General features: G+C 42.6%; 23 protein-coding genes and 1 riboswitch. Of the genes, 10 read left to right on the forward strand and 13 right to left on the reverse strand.

Features of this window, described 5'->3' with window-relative positions:
• The 7 genes from hutU to ACXAF2_RS10700 form a co-directional block, all read right to left on the reverse strand.
• Positions 1 to 1,671, reverse strand: a complete 1,671-nt coding sequence (gene hutU / locus ACXAF2_RS10670) for a urocanate hydratase (protein ID WP_475138608.1) — start codon at positions 1,669 to 1,671, stop codon at positions 1 to 3.
• A complete protein-coding gene (gene hutH / locus ACXAF2_RS10675) occupies positions 1,664 to 3,196 on the reverse strand; it encodes a histidine ammonia-lyase (RefSeq protein ID WP_475138609.1) in 1,533 nt (510 codons plus the stop codon). The genes hutU and hutH overlap by 8 nt, the downstream gene beginning before the upstream one ends.
• Before the next feature lie 268 nt (positions 3,197 to 3,464).
• Positions 3,465 to 3,911: a hut operon transcriptional regulator HutP gene (hutP, locus tag ACXAF2_RS10680; RefSeq protein WP_262372014.1), complete on the reverse strand. Its 447-nt coding sequence runs from the start codon at positions 3,909 to 3,911 to the stop codon at positions 3,465 to 3,467.
• A 267-nt stretch (positions 3,912 to 4,178) separates the two neighbouring features.
• A complete protein-coding gene (locus ACXAF2_RS10685) occupies positions 4,179 to 4,661 on the reverse strand; it encodes a hypothetical protein (protein WP_475138611.1) in 483 nt (160 codons plus the stop codon).
• Positions 4,662 to 4,751: 90 nt separating this feature from the next.
• Positions 4,752 to 5,345: an REP-associated tyrosine transposase gene (locus tag ACXAF2_RS10690; RefSeq protein WP_475138613.1), complete on the reverse strand. Its 594-nt coding sequence runs from the start codon at positions 5,343 to 5,345 to the stop codon at positions 4,752 to 4,754.
• Between the two features lie 182 nt (positions 5,346 to 5,527).
• A complete protein-coding gene (locus ACXAF2_RS10695) occupies positions 5,528 to 5,749 on the reverse strand; it encodes a hypothetical protein (protein WP_475138614.1) in 222 nt (73 codons plus the stop codon).
• A gap of 393 nt (positions 5,750 to 6,142) precedes the next feature.
• Positions 6,143 to 6,301 (reverse strand): YwzD family small protein, encoded by a 159-nt coding sequence (locus ACXAF2_RS10700; RefSeq protein WP_187443716.1) that lies wholly within the window; start codon positions 6,299 to 6,301, stop codon positions 6,143 to 6,145.
• A gap of 281 nt (positions 6,302 to 6,582) precedes the next feature.
• Here ACXAF2_RS10700 and ACXAF2_RS10705 point away from each other — a divergent pair, with 281 nt between their 5' ends.
• The 6 genes from ACXAF2_RS10705 (at position 6,583) to ACXAF2_RS10730 (ending at position 15,398) form a co-directional block, all read left to right on the forward strand.
• Entirely contained in the window at positions 6,583 to 6,711 is a 129-nt protein-coding gene (locus ACXAF2_RS10705) for a hypothetical protein (protein ID WP_299744173.1), read from the forward strand.
• A gap of 129 nt (positions 6,712 to 6,840) precedes the next feature.
• Positions 6,841 to 7,506 (forward strand): hypothetical protein, encoded by a 666-nt coding sequence (locus tag ACXAF2_RS10710; protein WP_475138616.1) that lies wholly within the window; start codon positions 6,841 to 6,843, stop codon positions 7,504 to 7,506.
• Positions 7,507 to 7,525: 19 nt separating this feature from the next.
• The gene (locus ACXAF2_RS10715) at positions 7,526 to 8,764 is read left to right on the forward strand and encodes an efflux RND transporter periplasmic adaptor subunit (RefSeq protein ID WP_475138617.1); all 1,239 of its coding nucleotides are present in this window, start codon (positions 7,526 to 7,528) and stop codon (positions 8,762 to 8,764) included.
• Between the two features lie 158 nt (positions 8,765 to 8,922).
• Positions 8,923 to 10,542, forward strand: a complete 1,620-nt coding sequence (locus tag ACXAF2_RS10720; protein WP_475138619.1) for an alkaline phosphatase — start codon at positions 8,923 to 8,925, stop codon at positions 10,540 to 10,542.
• Positions 10,543 to 10,936: 394 nt separating this feature from the next.
• Positions 10,937 to 12,580: an SWIM zinc finger family protein gene (locus tag ACXAF2_RS10725; protein ID WP_475138620.1), complete on the forward strand. Its 1,644-nt coding sequence runs from the start codon at positions 10,937 to 10,939 to the stop codon at positions 12,578 to 12,580.
• On the forward strand, positions 12,573 to 15,398 hold the full coding sequence (locus ACXAF2_RS10730; protein WP_475138622.1) for a DEAD/DEAH box helicase: 2,826 nt from the start codon (positions 12,573 to 12,575) through the stop codon (positions 15,396 to 15,398). The genes ACXAF2_RS10725 and ACXAF2_RS10730 overlap by 8 nt, the downstream gene beginning before the upstream one ends.
• 457 nt (positions 15,399 to 15,855) lie before the next feature.
• On the opposite strand, the gene ACXAF2_RS10735 is transcribed toward ACXAF2_RS10730, so the two are convergent.
• Both ACXAF2_RS10735 and ACXAF2_RS10740 read right to left on the reverse strand, forming a co-directional pair.
• Positions 15,856 to 16,029: a hypothetical protein gene (locus ACXAF2_RS10735; RefSeq protein ID WP_187443452.1), complete on the reverse strand. Its 174-nt coding sequence runs from the start codon at positions 16,027 to 16,029 to the stop codon at positions 15,856 to 15,858.
• 25 nt (positions 16,030 to 16,054) lie between these two features.
• Positions 16,055 to 16,432: a single-stranded DNA-binding protein gene (locus ACXAF2_RS10740; protein ID WP_475138624.1), complete on the reverse strand. Its 378-nt coding sequence runs from the start codon at positions 16,430 to 16,432 to the stop codon at positions 16,055 to 16,057.
• Positions 16,433 to 16,700: 268 nt separating this feature from the next.
• Here ACXAF2_RS10740 and ACXAF2_RS10745 point away from each other — a divergent pair, with 268 nt between their 5' ends.
• Together ACXAF2_RS10745 and ACXAF2_RS10750 are read left to right on the forward strand one after the other, a co-directional pair.
• Positions 16,701 to 17,141, forward strand: a complete 441-nt coding sequence (locus ACXAF2_RS10745) for a YwpF-like family protein (RefSeq protein ID WP_475138626.1) — start codon at positions 16,701 to 16,703, stop codon at positions 17,139 to 17,141.
• A 96-nt stretch (positions 17,142 to 17,237) separates the two neighbouring features.
• Complete coding sequence (locus tag ACXAF2_RS10750; protein WP_475138627.1) at positions 17,238 to 17,558, forward strand: helix-turn-helix domain-containing protein; 321 nt, start codon at positions 17,238 to 17,240, stop codon at positions 17,556 to 17,558.
• Positions 17,559 to 17,592: 34 nt separating this feature from the next.
• On the opposite strand, the gene ACXAF2_RS10755 is transcribed toward ACXAF2_RS10750, so the two are convergent.
• Positions 17,593 to 17,730, reverse strand: a complete 138-nt coding sequence (locus ACXAF2_RS10755) for an anti-repressor SinI family protein (RefSeq protein ID WP_262372011.1) — start codon at positions 17,728 to 17,730, stop codon at positions 17,593 to 17,595.
• Between the two features lie 33 nt (positions 17,731 to 17,763).
• A riboswitch (cyclic di-GMP riboswitch) is annotated at positions 17,764 to 17,932 on the reverse strand.
• 403 nt (positions 17,933 to 18,335) lie between these two features.
• Complete coding sequence (locus ACXAF2_RS10760; RefSeq protein WP_475138629.1) at positions 18,336 to 19,034, reverse strand: LPXTG cell wall anchor domain-containing protein; 699 nt, start codon at positions 19,032 to 19,034, stop codon at positions 18,336 to 18,338.
• A 229-nt stretch (positions 19,035 to 19,263) separates the two neighbouring features.
• On the opposite strand from ACXAF2_RS10760, the gene ACXAF2_RS10765 reads away from it, so the two are divergent.
• Positions 19,264 to 19,590 carry a helix-turn-helix domain-containing protein gene (locus ACXAF2_RS10765; RefSeq protein ID WP_475138630.1) on the forward strand — a complete coding sequence of 109 codons (327 nt, stop codon included), beginning with the start codon at positions 19,264 to 19,266 and terminating at the stop codon, positions 19,588 to 19,590.
• On the forward strand, positions 19,583 to 20,191 hold the full coding sequence (locus tag ACXAF2_RS10770; RefSeq protein ID WP_475138632.1) for a class D sortase: 609 nt from the start codon (positions 19,583 to 19,585) through the stop codon (positions 20,189 to 20,191). Before ACXAF2_RS10765 ends, ACXAF2_RS10770 begins: the two co-directional genes overlap by 8 nt.
• 162 nt (positions 20,192 to 20,353) lie before the next feature.
• Here ACXAF2_RS10770 and ACXAF2_RS10775 read toward each other — a convergent pair whose 3' ends face one another.
• Together ACXAF2_RS10775 and fabZ are read right to left on the reverse strand one after the other, a co-directional pair.
• Entirely contained in the window at positions 20,354 to 20,650 is a 297-nt protein-coding gene (locus ACXAF2_RS10775) for a hypothetical protein (protein ID WP_475138633.1), read from the reverse strand.
• A 202-nt stretch (positions 20,651 to 20,852) separates the two neighbouring features.
• On the reverse strand, positions 20,853 to 21,284 hold the full coding sequence (fabZ, locus tag ACXAF2_RS10780; protein WP_034765205.1) for a 3-hydroxyacyl-ACP dehydratase FabZ: 432 nt from the start codon (positions 21,282 to 21,284) through the stop codon (positions 20,853 to 20,855).
• Positions 21,285 to 21,569: the final 285 nt, after the last annotated feature.

Below are 21,569 nucleotides of genomic sequence, written 5' to 3' on the forward strand. Positions count from 1 at the left end.
TTATTCTCCTCCTTTGTTCATCGGGATGTGGATGTTGTGTTTTTCGGCTGTTTTTTCTGCTATGTCGTAGCCTGCGTCGACGTGGCGGATGACACCCATTCCAGGGTCTGTTGTGAGCACGCGTTCTAATCTTTCCTGTGCAAGGTCCGTCCCGTCTGCCACAACCACCATACCAGCGTGCAGTGAGTAACCCATGCCTACTCCGCCGCCGTGGTGGAAGGAGATCCATGAGCCGCCTGCCGCTGTGTTGATGAGGGCGTTCAGGATTGCCCAGTCTCCTACTGCGTCACTGCCGTCTTTCATGCTTTCGGTTTCACGGTTCGGTGAAGCAACGGATCCGCAATCCAGGTGGTCACGACCGATGACGATTGGCGCTTTCAGTTCTCCGTTTCGAACAAGCTCATTGATGGCAAGACCCATCTTCACTCGCTCACCGTATCCAAGCCAGCATATGCGTGAAGGCAGTCCTTGGAATGCCACTTGTTCCTGTGCCATATCGATCCAGCGATTCAGTGCTTCGTTTTCTGGGAAAAGCTCTTTGATCAGGCGATCTGTTCTATAGATATCCTCTGGATCACCTGACAGTGCCGCCCAACGGAAAGGTCCTTTTCCTTCACAGAATAATGGACGGATGTAGGCTGGGACGAAGCCAGGGAAATCAAAGGCATTGTCGACTCCCTCATCCTTCGCTACCTGACGGATGTTGTTGCCGTAGTCGAATACGATCGATCCGCTATTCTGGAACTCAAGCATAGCTTCCACGTGTTTGGCCATGCTTTTTTGTGAAAGCGTTGTGTAGGCTTTCGGATCCTGTTTACGGAGCTCTGCTGCTTCTGTAAGCGAATATCCCTCTGGTACATAGCCGTTTAATGGGTCGTGGGCTGATGTTTGGTCAGTTACGATATCGATCTGAACATTCCTTTTTAAAAGTTCATGATGAACCTCTGCCGCGTTTCCAAGTAAGGCGATGGAAAGAGGCTTGCCTTGATCACGTGCTTCATAGGCCATCATTAACGCTTCATCGATGGAATCTGTCTTCACGTCACAGTATTTCGTGTCGAGGCGCTTTTGGATGCGTTCTGCATCAACGTCGACTGCGATCACGACTCCCCCGTTCATAGTGACGGCGAGAGGTTGTGCTCCACCCATTCCGCCTAGTCCTGCAGTTAGAGTGATCGTACCTTTAAGTGAGTTGTTGAAATGTTTCTTCGCAAGTGCTGCGAACGTTTCATATGTCCCTTGCAGGATTCCTTGCGTCCCGATATAGATCCAGCTTCCCGCCGTCATTTGGCCGTACATCATGAGGCCTTTTTGATCGAGTTCGTGGAAGTGCTCCCAGTTTGCCCATTTTGGTACAAGGACCGAGTTAGAAAGTAAAACTCTCGGAGCCGCTTTATGGGTTTTGAACACACCAACCGGTTTCCCGGATTGAACAAGCATGGTTTCATCGTTTTCCAAGTTTCTGAGCGTGTGAACAATGGCGTCGAAGGACTCCCAGTTACGGGCCGCTTTCCCGATACCACCGTATACAACAAGGTCTTCCGGAATTTCAGCTACCTCAGGATCAATATTGTTATAGAGCATGCGAAGAACTGCTTCCTGCTCCCATCCTTTACATTCAAGGTCCGTCCCTGTTTTGATTTGTACGATTCGTTTGTTTGCCTTAACCATTTGTCGTTTCCTCCTTTGTTTTGTTAGGTTTGATGAGTGTGCTTAACGAGATCTGTTGCAGCCACTGGTTGGCTTTTTCTATATCTTTCGAGAAGATCCGGTCCTTTGTAATGGAAGGGATGACCTTTCTCGCTGCTTCGTAAAATTGTCGTGTCCTGCTTGCCATGAGGTCCGTCCCTCGATGTTCTGCTGCCTGCAGATTGCAGATAAGTTCGACGGCGAGGACTCTTCTTGAGTTCTGCAGGATTTGGTAGGCGTGTCTCGATCCGATGGTTCCCATGCTGACGTGATCTTCCTGGTTGGCTGATGACGGGATGGAATCGACGCTCGCTGGATGGGCGAGTGTTTTGTTTTCGGATACGAGTGATGCCGCACAGTATTGCATGATCATGGCACCGGATTGAAGTCCCGGTTGTGGACTCAAGAATGGTGGCAGATCATTCAGCTGCGGGTTCACGAGACGTTCGATTCGTCTTTCTGAAATGTTGGCAAGCTCTGCGATGGCAATTTTCATGAAATCCATGGCGAATGCGATTGGCTGTCCATGGAAGTTCCCTCCTGAAATCACCTTTTCTCCATCATCGAAAATCAGGGGATTATCGGTTGCCGCGTTCATTTCGATTTCCAGCTTTTCTTTTACATAGTCAAGTGCCTGCCAAGATGCTCCATGTACTTGCGGGATACATCGTAACGAGTAGGCGTCCTGGACTCTGAGTTCTCCTTGCTTCGTTGTCAGTTTACTGTCTACCAGGTAATCCCGGATTCTTTTTGCCGTTGCGACCTGCTGAGGATAACCCCTTACTAAATGAATATCTTCGTCGAAGGCATCCATGATTCCTCTAAGTCCCTCCAAGGTCAGACTTGCGATCATCTCACTTTGGAAAGCAAGTTCCTCCGCTTCCAGGTATCCGATGACTCCCATTGCAGTCATCGCTTGTGTTCCGTTGATGAGTGCCAATCCTTCTTTCGCCTGAAGCTGGATTGGGAAGATATTTTCTTTCGATAGGACAGGAAGGGTTTGATGTACCTCTCCTTGATAGTGAACTTCTCCTTCTCCCATCAATGCTAGGGCAAGGTGTGAAAGTGGCGCTAAGTCTCCGCTTGCTCCAAGTGATCCCTGCTGCGGGACCACAGGATGGATTCCTTTATTCAAGAACTCCGCTAGCCTTTCGACGATCACGGGCCTAACGCCAGAATAGCCTTTTAAAAGAGCGTTGCATCTCAGTAGGAGCATGGCACGAGAAACGTTCTCAGGGAACGGATCACCCACTCCACACGCATGAGAGTGAATCAGGTTCAGCTGAAGCTCCTCCACATCATCCGAATCAATCAAAACATCACTAAACTTCCCAAAGCCCGTATTGATCCCATACACCACACGCTTCTCCTTCACAATCCGCTCAACAGCCTCACGACTCTTCCGCACCCGCTCCATACTAACCGGCGAAAGCTCCACTTTCTCCTTCCCATAAATAACCCTCTTCGCCTCATCCAGCGTCAAACTACAACCCGTCAACTCAACCATTACAATCACCTCTTCATATTTTTAGGGACGGACCTCCATAAGTCGCCTCTGCACAACCTCAAATCTGGCCAAACCCCTCTGAATCGCTATGTTTGTTGTTTCATTCTTTAACGCTTTAAACCACTCTGGGACGGACCTCCAAATCTGCACAGTCCACTTCCGAAAATCTTGACCCCAAAAACTCCACACAAAAAGAGGCTCGACCAAAGACAGACTTCTGCCGTTGGTCGAGCCTCCTTTCAACTAATATCTCTAGGCTCTAGATTATTTAAATATGATTAATTCCAAGTCCGATTGTCTCGTGCTCCAACCCCTTAATTGGCGCACCAATCGTTCCATATAACGCTACTGCGATCCATTCGCCTTCATCTTCACTTGCATATGGAGTCCCCCGTACAACAGAGAAGCGCAATCCCACTGTGCGCAGAACCTCACCTAATTGTGTATGGCCGCGGGTCACACCCGTCAATGCCTCCATGATGGCGTGATATAAGGCGTGCATTTCACGATACAAATCTTCCCGGACAAGATCACTTCGCTTCGCTGCCGTTTCAATCGCAGCCACAATTTTTTGACTATCCATGGAACCGATTTTCCCAGTGCAGTAACTCCAATTCAGTTCATTGAAATGACGATTCCATTCTTCTTCCTCTTTATCTACGAGGAGAAGAAGCATGGCATTCTTTCCGATACGAGTATGATCTGTCTTATCCAAGTGGCATTCGCACCTTACGTGAAAATTCTAAAAATACTAATAACTACTTATATTGTATGGTCTGTTTCATAAGAGGTCAACGAAAAAAGTGGTGATTTTAGAAACTTAGAGAGGTAGTTTGGTAGCGTGGTAAAGGGTTTTGGAGAGCTTCTCTGGCAGAGGCATAGGGGGTGTTCACTAGTTCAAATGGTTGGAGGTCCGTCCCTCATAAACAATAAGAACTAGAAAAGACGTACCTATTCAATTTAGGTTCGCCTCATTCCTCCTTTACTCTTCTTGTTTTTTGCCCTTTCCTTTGAACACTTGGGGGTTGTTCATGAGATAGGTGACGGTTCCATCATCAGACTTCAGGCTCAGGTAGGACAGAATATCCTGTTTGTCTTCATTGGCAAGACGGTCATCCATAGGGTATAAAGATCGTATATTCAGTTGCTCCACTCCCTCCCGCTTTTCCAGAACAACCTTACATTCCTTTGGTGTGTTGTCACCTATTCGGACAAACTTAAATGGGATGGAATGATTACGATCGATTGGAACGGCAAATAAGGTGGTAAACCCAACTGTTTCAAGTATCTTATCAGAATACATGATGCTTTCCAGTGCATGGGAAAATCCCGGTGGCTGATTCACAACGACTAACTTATTGTAATAATGCTGACCTTGAAAGACGACTAAATGTTTTTTCGATTTCTTGATGCTCCTCTTTGAAACATGAAAATCCTCAAATACCAACATAAAATCTTTTTTCATACTTCCTCCTCCTCGGTATAGGAATTTGGTCCTACAAAGATGAATTTCGACATAAACATCTAATTCCCTTTAATCTTTTACAAAAATATTTTATTTTTTTACAACTTTAGTTGTATTTTCGTCAAATTCCTTGTTTGGGTCTTCCTTCTCTTCGTCTTTGTCTACATATTCTTTATAAAGCTTCACTTCTGAATCTGGAAAATAGGCCAGGGTTCTCTCCTTTGAGAGAAGCGGATTGTCGATGGAATGAACATATGAGGGGTAGCTGCTCCAGGGATAATACTCGGGGACGACAGTAAGTTTGGCTTTGACAGGATTTTGGTGAATATATCTGCTGACCTTCATGAAATAGGCAGGGGTATCAATCTTGGTTGAGCCATATCTTCCTTGAAAAACATGTCCGACATAATCATATTTTTTATTGAAATAAATCGCATAACGGGTATGAAGGATTCTGAAGATCTGCTCGAGTGGAACGTCATGGGTTTCGATTAGAAGATGAATGTGGTTGGACATCAAACAGTAAGCGTGGATAGTAAAGGGATACTTGTCTTTCGTTTCCTGCAGGTAGGATAAATACTTCTTTCGGTCTTCAATATCATGAAACAAATCTTGCTTCCGGTTCCCTCTTGCTGTTACATGATAAGTGGCTCCCGGACACCAATCCCGAGGCGTTCGGACCATAACATCACTCCTTCTCTTGGTTTAAACTAAATTTCGTACAATTACCTATTCGACACAACTCCGAAAAATCCTCTTTTTTTGAGGGACGGACCTCTGGTAATTCACAAAAGAAGTTAAATTAAGCTTCTTGGCTTCAAGTTATACTTTGGAGGTCCGTCCCTCATCTTTTTAGTGAACCACCTTTATTCTTCTATTCTATCTATTAATAGGTAATCTTTTCTTTTCTGTTCCTCGCAGGTAAAGCTGTTTTGAGAATAGTAGATCACACGCTGTTTGCCGTAATTTTTAGTACTGAATACCAGGTTTGACTCTGATTTCAAACGTATCCATTTGACCTTTCCCGTTAAATTGGATTCCGTGACCCATATAGCGCATATATTTCTCCCTCTGTTCTGATCTCCCATTCTATCTTCCACCTTTACCCCCAATTCGACAAAATTACAATTATATTTACATTTCAATACGTTTTAGTGTAATTTTGTATATCTTTTTCAAATTATCTTTAATTGTGATCAATAATTCTAATAGAAAATTCAAAGACGAAGAAAACAGGTAAATCCTTAAAATCCTTCACGATCATCCTAAATTCAAACGGACCTATCCTCCTTCACAGAAAAGCGCAATGAAAAATTTATCTCCCAGGTCAACCACCTCTAACAGGCGAAGTAGGGACGGACCTCAAGGATCCTCAATTTAATTCAATATGTGAGGAAATCTGCATTTTAACTTTATTGTTCTATCAATAGAGGTCCGTCCCTCATAAAAAACAAAAAGCGCTGAGATTCCCATTAAGGATTCTACAGCGCTTTTCGTTGATTTAAAGCATATCCAGTTTGCAATTCTTGTTTTAGCCAATCAATCATTTTATCTGTATTCATATCTCCTTGCTGACCCTTGTCATACGCTTTCTGGATAACAGAGAGAACATATTGTTCCTTGCTTACGTTTCCTTTCAAAAAAGACAACCTCCTACAATATAAAACAGTTTCTATCACTTTATTACACTATTATACGAAAGTTCAAACATCAATTACTAGTTATATTACCATATATATACAAAATTCTACAAATATTTTTCGACATCCGTCAATTTAAATAGGCTTAAAGACCTATTAATTATTAGCATATATTTCCGATAAAATGTTGGTATGGGGAAAAATTAACGTTCGTCAAAAAATATATACATACGTTCGTTATTGTCTAGCAGCTTCAAGTCGGGAAAAGGGGGATTTTTATAATGGCATTTTTAACACCGGAAGAGGCAATGAGAAAGAAGAAAACGCAGAAAGTAGTTACATATGTAAGTTTCGTTATTATTACGATTCTACTAATAGCAGGGACTACCTACCTAACCTATCAAGCATAAGCTGACAAAAAGCGTCCATTCGACGCTTTTTTATTTTATTTCTTAATTCGTTCTACAATTTATGGAAAAGTTCGATGATTTTCGATAGAATAAGAGGTGGAATCTATTCAAGTTGGAGGACAACATTTTATGCATAGAGAAGTCAGACTTTTCAGTGGTTTGAAACAACCATCAATCTTCTTTTATCAACTCAATGAGATGGAGGCATTAAAAGGTTTTAAGAAACGAGTCTCATTTCTCTTCCTATTATCCATTGTTATATTTGGATTGATCTCGTCTTTCGGGATCGGAATGGACCCTTTGTCTAAAGAAATGACGAAGCTATCCCCAACTGTATTCGAGTTGGAGAAATTTTTATTTTTCTTAGGCAGACTAATAGCTGGAATGCTTTATGCAGCTATCATTCTCTTTTTTTCATCATTAATCTTCTGGACAATATCCAATGAAGGTGAATACCGTAAACTGGTTATCACTCAAGGCCTGGTCTTAATCATTTTATTACTTGAAAAACTCACCTATATACCATTATCCCTATTCTTTTCACTCGAATGGCACTCTTCACCACTCTCTTTAGGGGTAATTACCCAATATATAACATCAAAATCGTATGTCATCTATTTAATGGGAAGTTTCTCACTTTTTAAAGTTTGGGTTTTCTACATTCAATACAAAGGCATCAAACAGTTAACCAATCAAAAAAACTGGATCATCTGGTTAGTGATTCTTTTAACCAATTTATTCTTGTGGTCTCTTAACGCACTACTCGCTTTCTTAAACATATCAACCTTAATTTAACTTTCTAAAGGCTGTGAACATGATGAAAAGAAGAACCATTTTTTATAGTACTTTAACGCTCTCTCTTTTGTTTGTTGGTGCAAATACATATCTAATTGAAAAAGCGAACAGCAAGGTCGACCGCGAAGTCCGGGTAGCAAATTGGGAGATAAGCGGAAAAGACAATTTGGTTAAAGAGCTTCCCAAACCGGGTGTCGTTACTGCTGAAGAAGAAAGCTACATCTATTTCAACGACGAATTTGGTTCCTTCAAGAAATTCCTTGTTAAAAAAGGTGACCAGGTAAAATCCGGAACGCCACTATATGAATATGAAGTAACTGATCATACTCAGCAAAAAAGTGTTCTGGAATCAGAAGTAGAGCAATTAGAAGATGAGATTGATAGTATTGAAGACAACATCGATGATTTGGAAAGTCTGGAATCGTCCCTTCCTTCAACTTCATCGGACGACAAAGAAATTCCGATTGACGCCAGTGCACTTCAGTCGGAGTACGATATAAAAAAAGAAATCGCCGCTAAAGAATTGGAGATTGACCGCTTAGAGAATCAAATCGATAATCTTGAACGCCAAATTTCAGATATCGATTCGTATGAAACAACATTAACGGTGCAAAGCAGTGTCGACGGTACCATCAAGGATCTATCCCATGCAATTGATAATCCATTGATTACGATTGCCTCACAGTCCATCATTGTAGCGACTGATCTTACGGAAAAAGAAATCGTTACCGTGGAAGAAAATATGAGCGCGGTCGTTCAATCCGACATCGAGAAAAAGACTCAAAAAGGAATTGTGACCAGTGTTGCCACTATCCCCAAAAACGATCCACACTTGCAAACGGACAGCATGTATCCTGTAGAAGTGAAGCTCCAGGACAGTGAGAATAAGCTTTTACCTGGTCATCACGTTTTCCTATCGATCATTACGGAGGAAGTAAAAGGTGCATTGGTCGTGCCCGTCACTGCGATTGAAAAAGAAGGCTCTTCTGAATACGTCTGGATCCTCACAGAAAAAGGAACCGTTGAACAGCGTAAAGTTGAAACCGGTATCCAAGTACATGGGCAGCAACAAATCAAGTCCGGCGTGAAGGCCGGTGAATACTACATTGTCTATCCCGGGGACATCCCTGCGTTAGAGAACGGTACTCCTTTCGTAACGGGCATTGATTGGAATAAAATCAAATTGCGTGAGTTGAAAAAAGTAGATCGTCCAACGGTTTTAGAAAATCTGCTGGTAGGAATATTGGAACGGAAATAATGGGAGTCGCATCTGAAACTATGTTCGTTTCGGATGCGGCTTTTTTCATGATTTCATGTTCATGCAACCTATTCAAAGGATGATTCATTTTTCTATACATACTCCTTCTCAACCAACAAATACTATTGGTTAATTACTTCAAAAAAGGAGCTCTCACCATGAATACACTAAAACGCCTCATCATCCTAACCATTCTCCTATCCCTCCTAGCCTTCTCCTTCCCATCCACCTGCCTATTCGCAGCCCCAACCCCACCCAAGAAAAACGTCATCCTCATGATCATGGACGGCACCAACTCCGACATCGTCACGCTGTCACGGTGGTACCGAGGGACGGACCTACAACTGGATAAAATTCTGGTAGGTGGCGCCCGGACATATTCAGCTCAGTCAGCGATCACCGATTCCGCAGCAGCCGGGTCGGCCATGTCCACAGGTCTGAAGACGAAAGCTGATTACATCGGAATGAGCCCGGATGGTCGTCCCGTTTTGACCGTCCTTGAAGGTGCCAAGTTGGCCGGCTATAAAACCGGTATCGTAGCTACTTCACCTGTCCAACATGCCACTCCGGCTGCATTCACTTCCCATGTCTTGAACCGTGATGAATTTGGAGATATCGGCGAACAACAGGTGTACCAAGGTCTCGACGTTATCCTAGGTGGAGGTGCCGCCTGGCTGAAACCGAAATCAAAAGACCATGTAAAAAACGATGACGGCATGCTTAAAACGAAAGAAGTCAGTCGCGAAGATGGAGAAAATCTCGTGGAAGTCATCGGCTCAGAGGGCTATGATTTGGTATTGAAGAGGGACGGACTTTTAAAAAGAAAAGGCGCATCTAAATTATGGGGTGCGTTTGCTGAAGAGGACATTGCCTATGAAATGGACAGGAAGACGTTAAAGCCTGAACAACCATCCCTTGCGGAGATGACTCGCGCTGCCATCCAGCGCCTTTCTCAAAGTGATAAGGGATTCTTCTTAATGGTCGAAGGCAGTAAGGTGGATTGGGCAGCTCACAAAAATGATCCTGTAGGGATGATCAGTGAGGTACTGAGCTTTGATGACGCCGTTGGTGAAGCTTTGGCATTCGCTCGTGAAGACGGAAATACGATGGTGGTAGCCGTGACCGATCACGGAAATAGCGGGCTGACACTTGGGAATCAGGGTACGAACGGGGACTATAAAAATCAGCCTGTTGAAAAGTTTGTGGAACCTTTGCGTAAAGCTGAGCTTACGGTTAAAGGTGCTGTTTCTCAGCTTAATAAGGATCGTTCAAATTTAAAAGAGGTCCTTAAAAACTATGGGTTAGGGAATTTGAGTAAAAAAGAATTCTGTGCGATGGAGGATGCTTCTAAAAAAGCAGCGGATTTGGAGGATGAAATGGTGAAGCTGATGGCGAATCGGGCCAATCTTGGTTTTACGACTCATGGACACACCGGTGAAGATGTCTTTTTATATGCATATGGCCCTGGGAAGCCTGTTGGTCTTATAGAAAATACCGATATACCCACAGTGATATCTAAGTATCTGGGATTTTCATTATCTTCAGGTGAATATGTCTCCTGGTACGTGGATGGTGCGGAATTTTATCGTGAAAGAGGTTTTGATGTGAAGATTGAGGGACGGACCTCGAAAAATCCTGTGATGGTGGTGAAACGTGGGGACGAAGAGCTGCGTTTTCCTGAAAATAAGGATTTTTATTGGGAAAATGGTGAAAAAGTGAGGCTGAAGAGTGTGAATGTGTACGATGGGGAGACTTTTTATGTGCATGTGGAGGAGTAATGCGGGGATTGGGGAGGTTTTGAGTTAATTCTAGCGGTTTATTTTCAAATTCGGGATTCGGGGGAATTATTATCAAAAACGCACTTCTCATTTTCAAATCCACCTCCATCGACCGGTACCAGGCAACTTTTTGTAGGTTTTTTACTCATCTTCAAATTTTATTATCGAGTTGGGACCATAAATTATCAACTTTCTACATATATCAACTTCGCTCTCCCAAGCGTCCCAATCCCACTCTGCCTATCAACGAACCACACCACCACTACACAATTCGACAAACTCCTCCACCCTCACCTCACCCCCTTCCACCACTTCCCCCGCCACATGTTCCTTTTCCCCCTCCTTTTGCGTTATAATAAAAGAATGCGATTTTATAGATTGGAGAGGTTGGTTGATGTCGATTCGTATTCAGGAGTTGAAGGATAAGTTACTTCCCATGAGTCAGTCGATACAGGGTGAACTGGACCCGAATCAGGACGAGAGCAAGAATGTCGTTTCCAAGGGCCTTCTTTTGTTCCGTCAAAATCTGGTTTCGAACGTAAAGGTCCGGGATGAGGAAGTGACGGCAGAGGTGCAGGATGTGACGCCTGTCACCCTCGAGCTGAATTTTTCGTTTCCCCTTTTAAGCAAGTGCTCGTGTCCTCAAGGTAGTTGGTGCCGGCATCAAATGGCGACCTTTTTTATGCTATATAACAAGGTTGGACGGGTCAGTGAGTGGATCCAGAATTGGCGGAGTCAGTCCCAGCCTGCTACTCAGGAATCCCAGTCTTTGGAGGATTTATTGAAGAAGCACAGCAGTACCGGTGCTCTAAAGAAAGCAAGCGATCTATTAAACGAACGGAAAACACGGGGGAACACGCCTGAGGAATGGTGGCAATTCTTTAACTCTCTTCTGAAACAGGAAGACCTGGAGTTACTTGAAAGACAGCCCTATTTGATGGATGTCCTCGTTCAAAATATAACAAAACGCTTCATGAAGGAAGCTCCATTCGAACGGGAATGGAAGCCTCTTTATCAGCTCTTTGCTACCTTTTATTTGTCGATTTACATCGACCTTTATTTACAAAAAAGGAATGTAGAACTGAGCCGCGAGCAGTACAGCATGTATGATTTTCTGTTAGGGGAAATGGAAGACGCGGTTGAAAAACTGTCGATTCACGCCATGCCATTCAGCTTCGATCCCTACATTGCTTTTTTGAAAAAGCAGACGATTGAAATGAGTGATTCCACAGAAAATAGTACGATGATGAAAGCCGAAGTGTACCGCTTCCTTTGGTATTACTTGTTCAAACAAAAGTCGTGGCGCCGTGAAGAGGTTGCGCGTTTAGAAGAAGACAGCGCGAAGGACTCTACTTTTTACAACGTCGCCATCCTTCATCAATACCTACTCCTTGAAGACCTTAACAAGGCGAGTGAAATGGTGGATGAACTCGGTACCGAGCTGGTCGCGTTCAGTGAATTCTGGCTGCGTAAATTTTTCGTAGGGAAGCGTTTCGAAGTCGGCTTCTTCCTGGTACGCAATATTTTATCCAGAATGCCGGACCACCTGGAAACCCTCGACTATTATGAAGCCACCCGATTCGTACGCTGGTTTGTGCGGATCCTGCCGATGGATTGGCTGATGGAAAAGGACAGCTCCCTTGTGAACGAACTTCTTCTTTCCATGCTTCCGTACAGCTTCTTCTCGTACAATGAGTATCTCATCAGTGCGAAGGCCTATCGTGAATGGGTCGAATTGCAAAAGTACATGAGCTACAGTATTCAGGAAATGGAAGGCATGGGGCTCCGCGATGTGACGAAGGAAGCGCCTGAGCTTGCCCTTCCGATTTATTACGCCGGGGTAATGGATGCGATCGACCAGAAAAACCGGGACAGCTATAAGCTTGCGGTCCGCTATATGAAAAAGATTCGGACAATATATAAAAAGACGAAGAAAACAGACAAATGGGATGTCTATCTCCCCTACATTTTAGATAAATACAAGCGATTACGTGCGTTCCAAGAAGAGTGCAGAAAGGGTAAGTTAATCGATGCTTAAACTGTCTTCCGTAAAAATCAACGTCAACACAACTGAATATGAAGACCGTTTCTTCATCACTGCGGAAAACGACGAAGGCAAAATTCTGCCTCCAAAAGAATGGAAGGGTCAGTTGTTTCTTTGGCATGAAGAGAGTTACTACGGGACACTCCTTGAGGATTCGGGAAACGGGATTAGAGTGACTCAGTGGCAGCTGCTCACCTTGCTTGCCGGTGAGCATTTCAGCAGCATGATTCAATGGGACTGGGACGAAACCGGGCAGGCGTGTATTGCAATTGCCCCGGTGATTTACGAAGCTGTGGATACCGGTCGCTGGCTGCCCCGCTTCGAGGAATGGCAGGAAAAAGGGTTGCAGTTTCATATCCCCGATGAGGTCTGGACGAATTTTAATGATGAGTTCTGGGAGGAAGAGCTTCCTGATGGAGGTCCGTCCCTCAAAAATCTCACCGAAAATTGGTTTCAGGGTGCGTTGAATGAGGCGATGGCTTCGGGTGGATCGAGTGCGATGAAGAGGATCCAGAAGCTGAAGGAAAGTACGCTTACATCTGAGGAGCTGGATGCGTATTTTGATGAGAAGCGCTGGAGTGAGTGGATTGCCGGTGAAGATGAGGAACTTCCGTTTTCGATCGGCCTGAGGATTTCTGAGCCGCTTGACGAGGATGAGTCCTGGGAGCTTGAGACGATCCTCAGAGACCGCAAGAAAACCAATCGCGTCATTTCACTGGCTGAAGACACAGTCCCTCCTTCCTGGAAAAAGCACCTGCCTGATGTATCCGAAGAACAGGAACGGTGGATGAAGATGATGCCGATTCTCCGTGACGTGGATGGGTCCTTCCGTACAGCTCTTGGTGAGCACGATGCCTGGGATTTTCTATCCGTATTAAGTGAGAAGCTTATCGACTTGGATATTGAAATCCTCCTGCCATCCTGGTGGGAAGCGATGAAAGATGCTCAGGTCCTGGTCAAAGCCAAACTGAAAAACACGGATACAAGCTATCGTCCTTCATTCGTAGGATTGAATGCCATGCTTGATTTCGACTGGCGATTATCCATGAACGGTGTCAATCTGTCAGAAGATGACTTTAATCAGCTCGTCGATAATCAGCGCCGCTTGGTGAAGATCCGCGGTCAATGGATGAAGCTTGATCCCGCTATGATTAGAAGGATTCAGCAAATGATGACGAAAGCGAAGCAGGAAGGGATTTCGATCCAGGATATGCTGGAGCAGGAGCTTGTTCCCCGGGATTCCAATGAATCGGATCTTGAGCCCGATGACGACGAACATGATCCATATAAATATGCCAAAATCCAGCTGGAACTCAACCGTTCGATGAAAAAGATGATTCATCAGCTGACAAATGTGTCCTCGATTCCTTTAACGGAAACACCTGACACGTTTATCGGTGAGCTCCGTCCTTACCAGCAGCTGGGGATGAGCTGGATGCTCTTTTTACGGAAATTCGGCTTTGGCGCTTGTCTAGCGGATGATATGGGACTCGGAAAAACGGTACAGCTGATTACGTACCTGCAGCATGTAAAAGAAACGGAGAAACCGGAATCTCCTTCCTTGATTGTGGCCCCTACCTCCGTTCTCGGAAACTGGCAGCGTGAGTTGGAGAAATTTGCTCCTGATTTGAAGGTCCACCTTCATTATGGACCGACCCGGGCGAAAGGCGAACAATTTGCCAAGGAAATCAAAGGCGTAGACGTGGTCCTCACTTCTTACGGCTTGTCCCACATCGACTTTGAAGAGTTATCAGAAGTCGTCTGGACATCGATTTCCCTCGATGAAGCGCAGAATATCAAGAATGCCAATACGAAGCAATCCCGGGCGATCCGTAAACTCAGTGGGAAGCATCATATTGCGCTGACCGGGACCCCGATGGAGAATCGGTTATCCGAACTGTGGTCGATCTTTGATTTCCTTAATCACGGGTACCTTGGTGGATTCACGCAGTATCAGAAAAACTATATCGCTCCCATTGAAAAGGATGAATCTGAAGAAAAAGTCAAAGAGCTTCAGGCAAAAATCAAGCCGTTCTTACTGCGTCGTACGAAGAAAGATCCTGAAGTGGAATTGAATCTGCCTGAAAAACTAGAGCAGAAAGAGTATTGTCACCTGACCACTGAGCAGGCAGCGCTGTACGAGCAGCTGGTGAAAGACACTCTCGCTAAAATTGAAACATTGAGTGGATTTGAGCGCAAAGGGTTAATCCTGCAAATGCTCAACCAGCTGAAGCAGCTTTGTAACCACCCTGCTCTCTACTTAAAAGAACCGGATCCCAAATCGATCCTGTCCCGTTCTGAAAAAATGCAGAAGCTGAAGGACATCGTGGAAACCGCACTGGAATCCGGTGAAGCCTGCCTGATCTTCACTCAATATATTTCAATGGGTGAAATGATCCAGGAAGTGATGAAAGAAGAATTCAACGTCGATGTCCCATTCCTGAATGGAAGCATGGCAAAAGGAAAGCGCGATGAACTCGTGGAGAAATTCCAGAATGGCAAGTTCCCAGTCTTCCTGTTGTCACTGAAAGCAGGTGGAACCGGATTGAATCTGACCGCCGCCAACCACGTCGTCCACTACGATCGCTGGTGGAACCCGGCAGTAGAAAACCAGGCAACCGACCGTGCTTACCGGATCGGACAACAGCGTTTCGTCCATGTTCATAAACTGGTCTCTTCAGGTACACTTGAAGAAAAAATCGATGCCATGCTGACGAAAAAGCAGGCATTGAACGATGAGATCATTCGCAGTGATCAATGGGTTACGGAATTGTCGGATCAGGATTTGGAATCGTTGTTGGTGTTGGAGTAGTTGCATGTGACCTCTTTCCTTGTGTGGGAAAGAGGTTTTTTGTATGAAATGGGCTGAGCTGGCGTTTAGATAGTCGCTATTGGGGTTATATTTAAGGAGTTAGGTTTGAATCCTTTTTTACAAATATAATTTTATAATTAATTATGTTTAACTAGCATGTTTCTTCTGTTGTCCCACTTTCCACAAAACTACTGACAAAATGTGAACAACTGGATTCTCCGTTCACCTCGGGCGAAGAGCCAATCAATCAAAAAAAACGCCGGTCTCCCATGAGGAAACCGACTCTATAAGAAGACAATAAGGGGAACGACTGCTTACTTGACTCACTGCTATACATGTATATTTCTAATGAGGTATGGAAGGGGCATGTTGCGGTGACCATTGGATTTTGAGACAGCTGCTTATAAGGTTGGTTGGATTGTTCGTATGGAAAGAATTCTGGGTGAGGTTGTTTTACTTATGACGAGGATTTCAAGACTGGATTGGGGTATTCGTACCCTTGCTCAAGGGCAGTCACCCGCTGAGATAAATAGAAATTTTCGACGTTCGCTCTTGCTACTTTTTTGATGAGGTCTTCTGTTAACTTCTCCATTCTGTCAATTCTTTGTTCCAGATCTTGCAGTGTCGCCACAACTCCATCTCCCTTTCAAAAAATATTAAAACGGTAATTCGATAGGCTCTTTCTTGCTTGGCTCGGGGGGTTCTGCGGTTTCCCTCCTGTTGTCCATAAATCGGACATTTTCAGCGACGACTTCGGTTACATACGTACGTTTTCCTTGATCGTTGTCAAAATAACGGGTTTGGATTCGGCCAGTCACGCCAATGACAGATCCTTTCCGGCAGTATTTCTCCGTGTTGTCTGCTGCCCTATTCCATATGGTGCAGAGCACGAAGTCTGTATCAACTTGACCTTGTTGATTCTTATAGTGCCTGTTCACGGCAATCGTTGCGTTTAGTACTGATTTCCCTTCCAATGTTTTTCTTGTTTCAGGATCCTTGGTCAGCCTTCCAACGAGGGTCACTTGGTTGATCAATTGAAATCTTTCCTCCTTTCACTTAAGGTGTTTTCATCTTACAATCTTCTATCGCATCTTGTAAAATCGTGAATTTCCGAAATTCGAGTCTAAAATGGCTTGAATTTCGGAAATTCCCCTAGGGAGATTTCCCGGTTTTCGATTAATATCAGGGTCAAAATCACAAAATTGCTTCTTTCGTCCTTTTTTTCATCAAGAAATTTGTTAGGGAAAACAATTCCTACTATGATATAATTTTATAAAACCTTTAAATGGGAGATGTTCGTTCATGAAAACCTTTAAAGTTATTTCACTGCAAGTAGTGGAGAACGATGAACTGCGTGACTTTGAGATTGTGGACGGTCTGATTATTAATAAAGAGGATGGGCAAAGTACGTGGCTAGTCGAAACGTACTTGTCGAATGAATATATCGAGTTCTTTCAAGAGGCTCAGCAACGCAAGGAAGATTTGGAAATACAAGTCGTGATTTCCAATAAGAGCAATGACCCGGCTGCTTTCATGACTACAATCCGGTGTATTAAAGAGATGGATGAGCATATCAGTATTATGTTTGAAGGGAAATTGAAAAAACAGAGGAATGAATATGCAGAATTACTCCTTGATGACTTGGTGCAAAAAGGGTATTCGGGCGATGAATTAATCCGCGAATTCCGTGAGAAAATGGTATCGAAGCCAAGGATTCCAGCAACGGCAAAACCGAGCGTTTAATTATGTGAAATTAGGTAATATCCGTATGATTCATTATGATATAATTGAACTTAATATTGTGACTTCTTATATGAAGTTCTTAGGTAGGTGTTCTCTGTGATTGGAGAAAGAGTAAAGAAATACAGACAAGAAAAACGCATGTCCATGACAGAACTTGCTGATAAAGCCGGTGTTGCAAAGTCATATTTGAGTTCAATAGAGCGTAACCTTCAACAAAACCCTTCCATTCAATTTCTTGAAAAAGTTTCAGCTGCTTTAGGGATTCCGATGGATGCTCTTTTACACGATCAACCGGAAGATCAAAATATCGATCATGAATGGCTTAAGATTGCAGAAGAAGCCATGGATTCTGGAATTACCAAGGAGCAGTTCAGGGAATTCATTGAGTTTAATAAGTGGAAATTAGGTAATAAATAAAGTCTTGCGAGGGATTCGCAAGACTTTATTTATATTAAATCACTTTGTACTCGGCTTTCACTTCCTGGGACTGGTTTTGAAGAAATTCCCTGATTTCTGATTTAGAAATTCCGGCGTCTAAGGCTTGTTTAATTAGTTCCATCCATTCAAGATCAAGTTCACGATTTGTCAATATAAATACCCTCCCAAAATACATGTATGTATTCCAGGCAATCCAGCCATCATAGTTCTCAAATAACCACACCTTCTTCATCTATTTTCTGTTCATTATATTCAAGATGTTTATGAAGATGATTATGAAGATATGCCTAATTTCCCACCTTAGATCTGTGACTTTGCGTCCTTATTTTTCAATAAGTTTGCCTTTATCTGACTCTTCCCTTCGAACTAATTCGATTATACTAATAAACTGTCCGAGCGTTTGTTGTTTTTTGTCAATTCAGTTAATTTAATTTACACTTTTTTCCTACACATTCAACTATAATCTGACATTTACAAAAATATAACTATGTTTCGATTAATATATCGTGTAAGAGCATGATGAGTTTTGTCGAAAAACTACGAATTCATGCTATTTTTATAGGCCTCTAACTTACTTCTAAGAGGGAGGACTTTCTTATTAATATTTTGGTAATTACTAGAATCATAGAATGGCTGATCGGTTAAGTCAAATTTACAGGTGGGACAAACCCATTCACCCGTTTCAGTACTACTATAGGATGGTCTTGTACATCGTCTGCATATTTTTTTGTACATAAGGTCACCTCTTCATTCAGGTTATATTTCTCTTTTCTTTGATAAACGTTTATTTACATATATTATTGTCAATCCCGCTGTAGTTAATATAAAACCAACCGTTAATAGCAGGTAAAGGTTGGTTGCAGTGTTAGGGAGTTTGGGGCCTTGTGATGCTACAGGTGATTGGGTTTCATTTGTTCCCGGGTTTACCGGGGTCGGTTTAACATTACTGTCTGGTTGCTTTACCGGATCATTCGAATCCTCTGGAGGAGTATTCGTTGTAGTTTCAGATGCTACAATCACAATTTCAAAATATGCTGATGTTTGCTGAAATTCATTCCCTAATTCATATGGCATTTCAACCCTGAAAAATAAACTGTCATTTACACCTTTTTTTAATGGCTTTGGTTTAAACCCATTGAAATTCTTTAATTTATCATCAAAGATTAATATGGACTTATCCCCTTCATACACCTTCAAATCCAATTCGTTAAATAGTTTCCTGTCAGATTGTTTATTGTCAACGCGAATGGAGTAGTTAAAATCTTTCTCCCCGCCATTTTTAACCCTCAATTCCCTCTCAGCCCAATCACCCGGCTTCATGTTTGAAATATTAAATAAGAACTTTTCGTTAGGTATTAATATGATATCTACTTCATTTGCATACGTTTTATGATTCATTATTCCAGAGATAAAAAATAGGATTAATAACATTACGCCGATTCTCTTTTGATTCATTTATTTCATCTCCTAGAATCTTTGATTTGTTCTTTTTTAAGAACACCTTAACTAATTATAAGATCTCACTGATGAAAAGAAAATCTTCAATAATATTGAAATACCCGTCAAACAATGTGGATATCGATACTATCCTCTTTATTCCTTTAAAATTCACTTTATTTCGTACTTTATAAAATATAAATTGTTCTATATAATGAATAAAATGAATTGTGAAGGAGTTATCGACATGGTAGGTGATAAGATTAAAGATCTTCGTGAACAAAAAGGTTTAACCATAAACGAGCTTGCTCACCATTCAAATGTTTCTAAATCATATATAAGTTCTATCGAAAGAGGTATCCAAAAGAATCCTTCCATTAAAATTCTAAAAAAAATAGCTCTTACTTTAGATACTTCTTTAGAAAATATTCTTTCGTCTGATAAGAATAAGGTCTTTTTAGATGAGGAGTGGGTTGAACCACTAGAGAAAGCCATTCACCAGGGCTTAACAAAAGAGGAATTTCACGATTTTCTTTCTTTTTTTCAGTATAAAAGGAGGAAACATCATGAGTAGGAAGGTTTTTCTGATTTTTGGGATTTTCATTTTATTAAGTGGACTATCTTTTATCCTATATTCATTCCTCCAGATGAAACATAACGAAGAAGCAGAAAATGAAGCTCTGGAAATAGCAAAAGCAAGTATTATGGAAAATCCTTCAGTATATAAGGGGTCAGAACCAATTACCTCCTCTCCAATCTCAATCGATTACCATTTTGAGAAAGGCGATGTCATTGGGGTTTTACATATTCCAAGACTGGAAAGGGATGTAGCAATCGTTGAAGGAACAGATGGGGAGGAACTAAAGAAAGGGGTAGGACATTATTCATCAACATCACTACCGGAACAGAAGGATCAAATTTTCTTGGCCGGTCACAGGGATACAGTATTTAGAAACATTGGTGAACTCCAGCATGGAGATATCCTTTCCATCATTATGCCCACCGGAACTTTCTCCTATGAAATTTTTAAAACTTATATTGTAGATGAAAGTGACACGTCGGTTATTCGGACAACTCGTCCTGAGGAAATCCTTACTCTTTCTACTTGCTATCCATTTACACTTATTGGTGATTCGTCCGAACGGTATATTATTGAGGCTATAAGAATTGACTAAAAAGTTAACCTTTGGTGTCAAGATCATATTCCATTTTTATCTTCTAATATCTCAATAAAAATACCCATCTGGAATTACAACTTGCATCGTCTCTACTTTTGGGGAATGTGATTTATAATAAAAACAGAGACAACACTAAGCTGCCTCTGTTTTTTGAAATGATTACTCGTCCTTATTATCCTGATCCTGCATATCCTTATCATCTTCTACAGCGTCTTCTTCAGGTGTGTTATTATCCTTCGCTGCATCTTTGTCGCCCGGCTCATTTTTGTCCTCTGTCTCAGGGAGATTTTCTTCACCCATGTCCCCGTTATCTTCGTTCATGCCATCATCTTCCGGCACTTCTTCTTCCATTGGTGCCTCGTCTTCCGGAGGTGGCTCCTGGTCTGCGTTACATCCTACAAGAAGCATGGCAGCAAGTGCTGATCCACCAAGAATTGATAATAATTTTTTGCTCATGATGTATTACTCCTTTCTAACGTGTATGTTAGTTAATGTAAGACCGTTACTTTGGTCTTTCGTTAGCATTCCCTGAAAATAAATTTACTTGCATTTTGAGTGAAAATTTTTTAGTGAATTTGATTTTGAGCATGCGAAGGGTTGAATCAAAAAAACTGGGCCTGAAGTGATCGAATCACAACAAGCCCAGTTTGTACATTTTTTATTGTTTATCTCCTAAAGCGAACATCATTTCTAATTCGCAGGCTACCTCACCATCAACCGTCGCCACGCCTTTTCCTTTACCGATCGGTCCTTTAAAGCGGATCATTTCGACTTCAAGTCTCAACTGGTCTCCCGGCTTTACCTGACGCTTGAAACGACACTTATCAATACCAGTGAAGAAAGCTAAACGACCTCTGTTATCTTCCACTTTCAGCATGGCAACAGCACCGACCTGAGCAAGGGCTTCTACAATCAACACACCAGGCATTACAGGATAATCAGGGAAATGCCCATTGAAAAACTCCTCATTCGCCGTCACATTCTTAATCCCAACCGCTTTCTTGCCTTCTTCCACCTCAAGGATACGATCCACCAGCAAGAATGGATAACGATGGGGAATAATCTCTTTAATCTCATTAATATCAAGCATTCAAAATTCCTCCTACCAATATGTATGTACACCTTATTGTACAGAAACCGGGCGTGTAATAGCAACAAGAGAGGACACCTGGAGAGGGATGGACCTCGAAAACAGACTTCCTTTGAAAGCTAAATCCCGATATATCAATGTTCTTTGTTCAATATGAGCTCAAAATCGAGGTCCGTCCCTCTACTTTGTCGACGAATTGAAAAGAGGGACGGACCTCGAATACAAAGCTCCGTCCGCAACGAAACCCCGATATACCAGGATTCATTGCCAAAAGCTAACTATTTC

It is taken from the genome of Rossellomorea sp. ABR4_004 (assembly GCF_056159585.1).

Bases quoted from the DNA above. Each gene is read 5' to 3' on its own strand.
- ACXAF2_RS10715 (WP_475138617.1), top strand. From the start codon at position 7,526: ATGATGAAAAGAAGAACCATTTTTTATAGTACTTTAACGCTCTCTCTT.
- ACXAF2_RS10730 (WP_475138622.1), top strand. From the start codon at position 12,573: ATGCTTAAACTGTCTTCCGTAAAAATCAACGTCAACACAACTGAATAT.
- ACXAF2_RS10710 (WP_475138616.1), top strand. From the start codon at position 6,841: ATGCATAGAGAAGTCAGACTTTTCAGTGGTTTGAAACAACCATCAATC.
- ACXAF2_RS10705 (WP_299744173.1), top strand. From the start codon at position 6,583: ATGGCATTTTTAACACCGGAAGAGGCAATGAGAAAGAAGAAAACGCAG.
- ACXAF2_RS10690 (WP_475138613.1), bottom strand. From the start codon at position 5,345: ATGGTCCGAACGCCTCGGGATTGGTGTCCGGGAGCCACTTATCATGTA.
- ACXAF2_RS10760 (WP_475138629.1), bottom strand. From the start codon at position 19,034: ATGAATCAAAAGAGAATCGGCGTAATGTTATTAATCCTATTTTTTATC.
- ACXAF2_RS10685 (WP_475138611.1), bottom strand. From the start codon at position 4,661: ATGAAAAAAGATTTTATGTTGGTATTTGAGGATTTTCATGTTTCAAAG.
- hutH (WP_475138609.1), bottom strand. From the start codon at position 3,196: ATGGTTGAGTTGACGGGTTGTAGTTTGACGCTGGATGAGGCGAAGAGG.
- ACXAF2_RS10770 (WP_475138632.1), top strand. From the start codon at position 19,583: ATGAGTAGGAAGGTTTTTCTGATTTTTGGGATTTTCATTTTATTAAGT.
- ACXAF2_RS10720 (WP_475138619.1), top strand. From the start codon at position 8,923: ATGAATACACTAAAACGCCTCATCATCCTAACCATTCTCCTATCCCTC.
- fabZ (WP_034765205.1), bottom strand. From the start codon at position 21,284: ATGCTTGATATTAATGAGATTAAAGAGATTATTCCCCATCGTTATCCA.
- ACXAF2_RS10745 (WP_475138626.1), top strand. From the start codon at position 16,701: ATGAAAACCTTTAAAGTTATTTCACTGCAAGTAGTGGAGAACGATGAA.
- ACXAF2_RS10725 (WP_475138620.1), top strand. From the start codon at position 10,937: ATGTCGATTCGTATTCAGGAGTTGAAGGATAAGTTACTTCCCATGAGT.
- ACXAF2_RS10765 (WP_475138630.1), top strand. From the start codon at position 19,264: ATGGTAGGTGATAAGATTAAAGATCTTCGTGAACAAAAAGGTTTAACC.
- hutU (WP_475138608.1), bottom strand. From the start codon at position 1,671: ATGGTTAAGGCAAACAAACGAATCGTACAAATCAAAACAGGGACGGAC.
- ACXAF2_RS10695 (WP_475138614.1), bottom strand. From the start codon at position 5,749: ATGGGAGATCAGAACAGAGGGAGAAATATATGCGCTATATGGGTCACG.
- ACXAF2_RS10775 (WP_475138633.1), bottom strand. From the start codon at position 20,650: ATGAGCAAAAAATTATTATCAATTCTTGGTGGATCAGCACTTGCTGCC.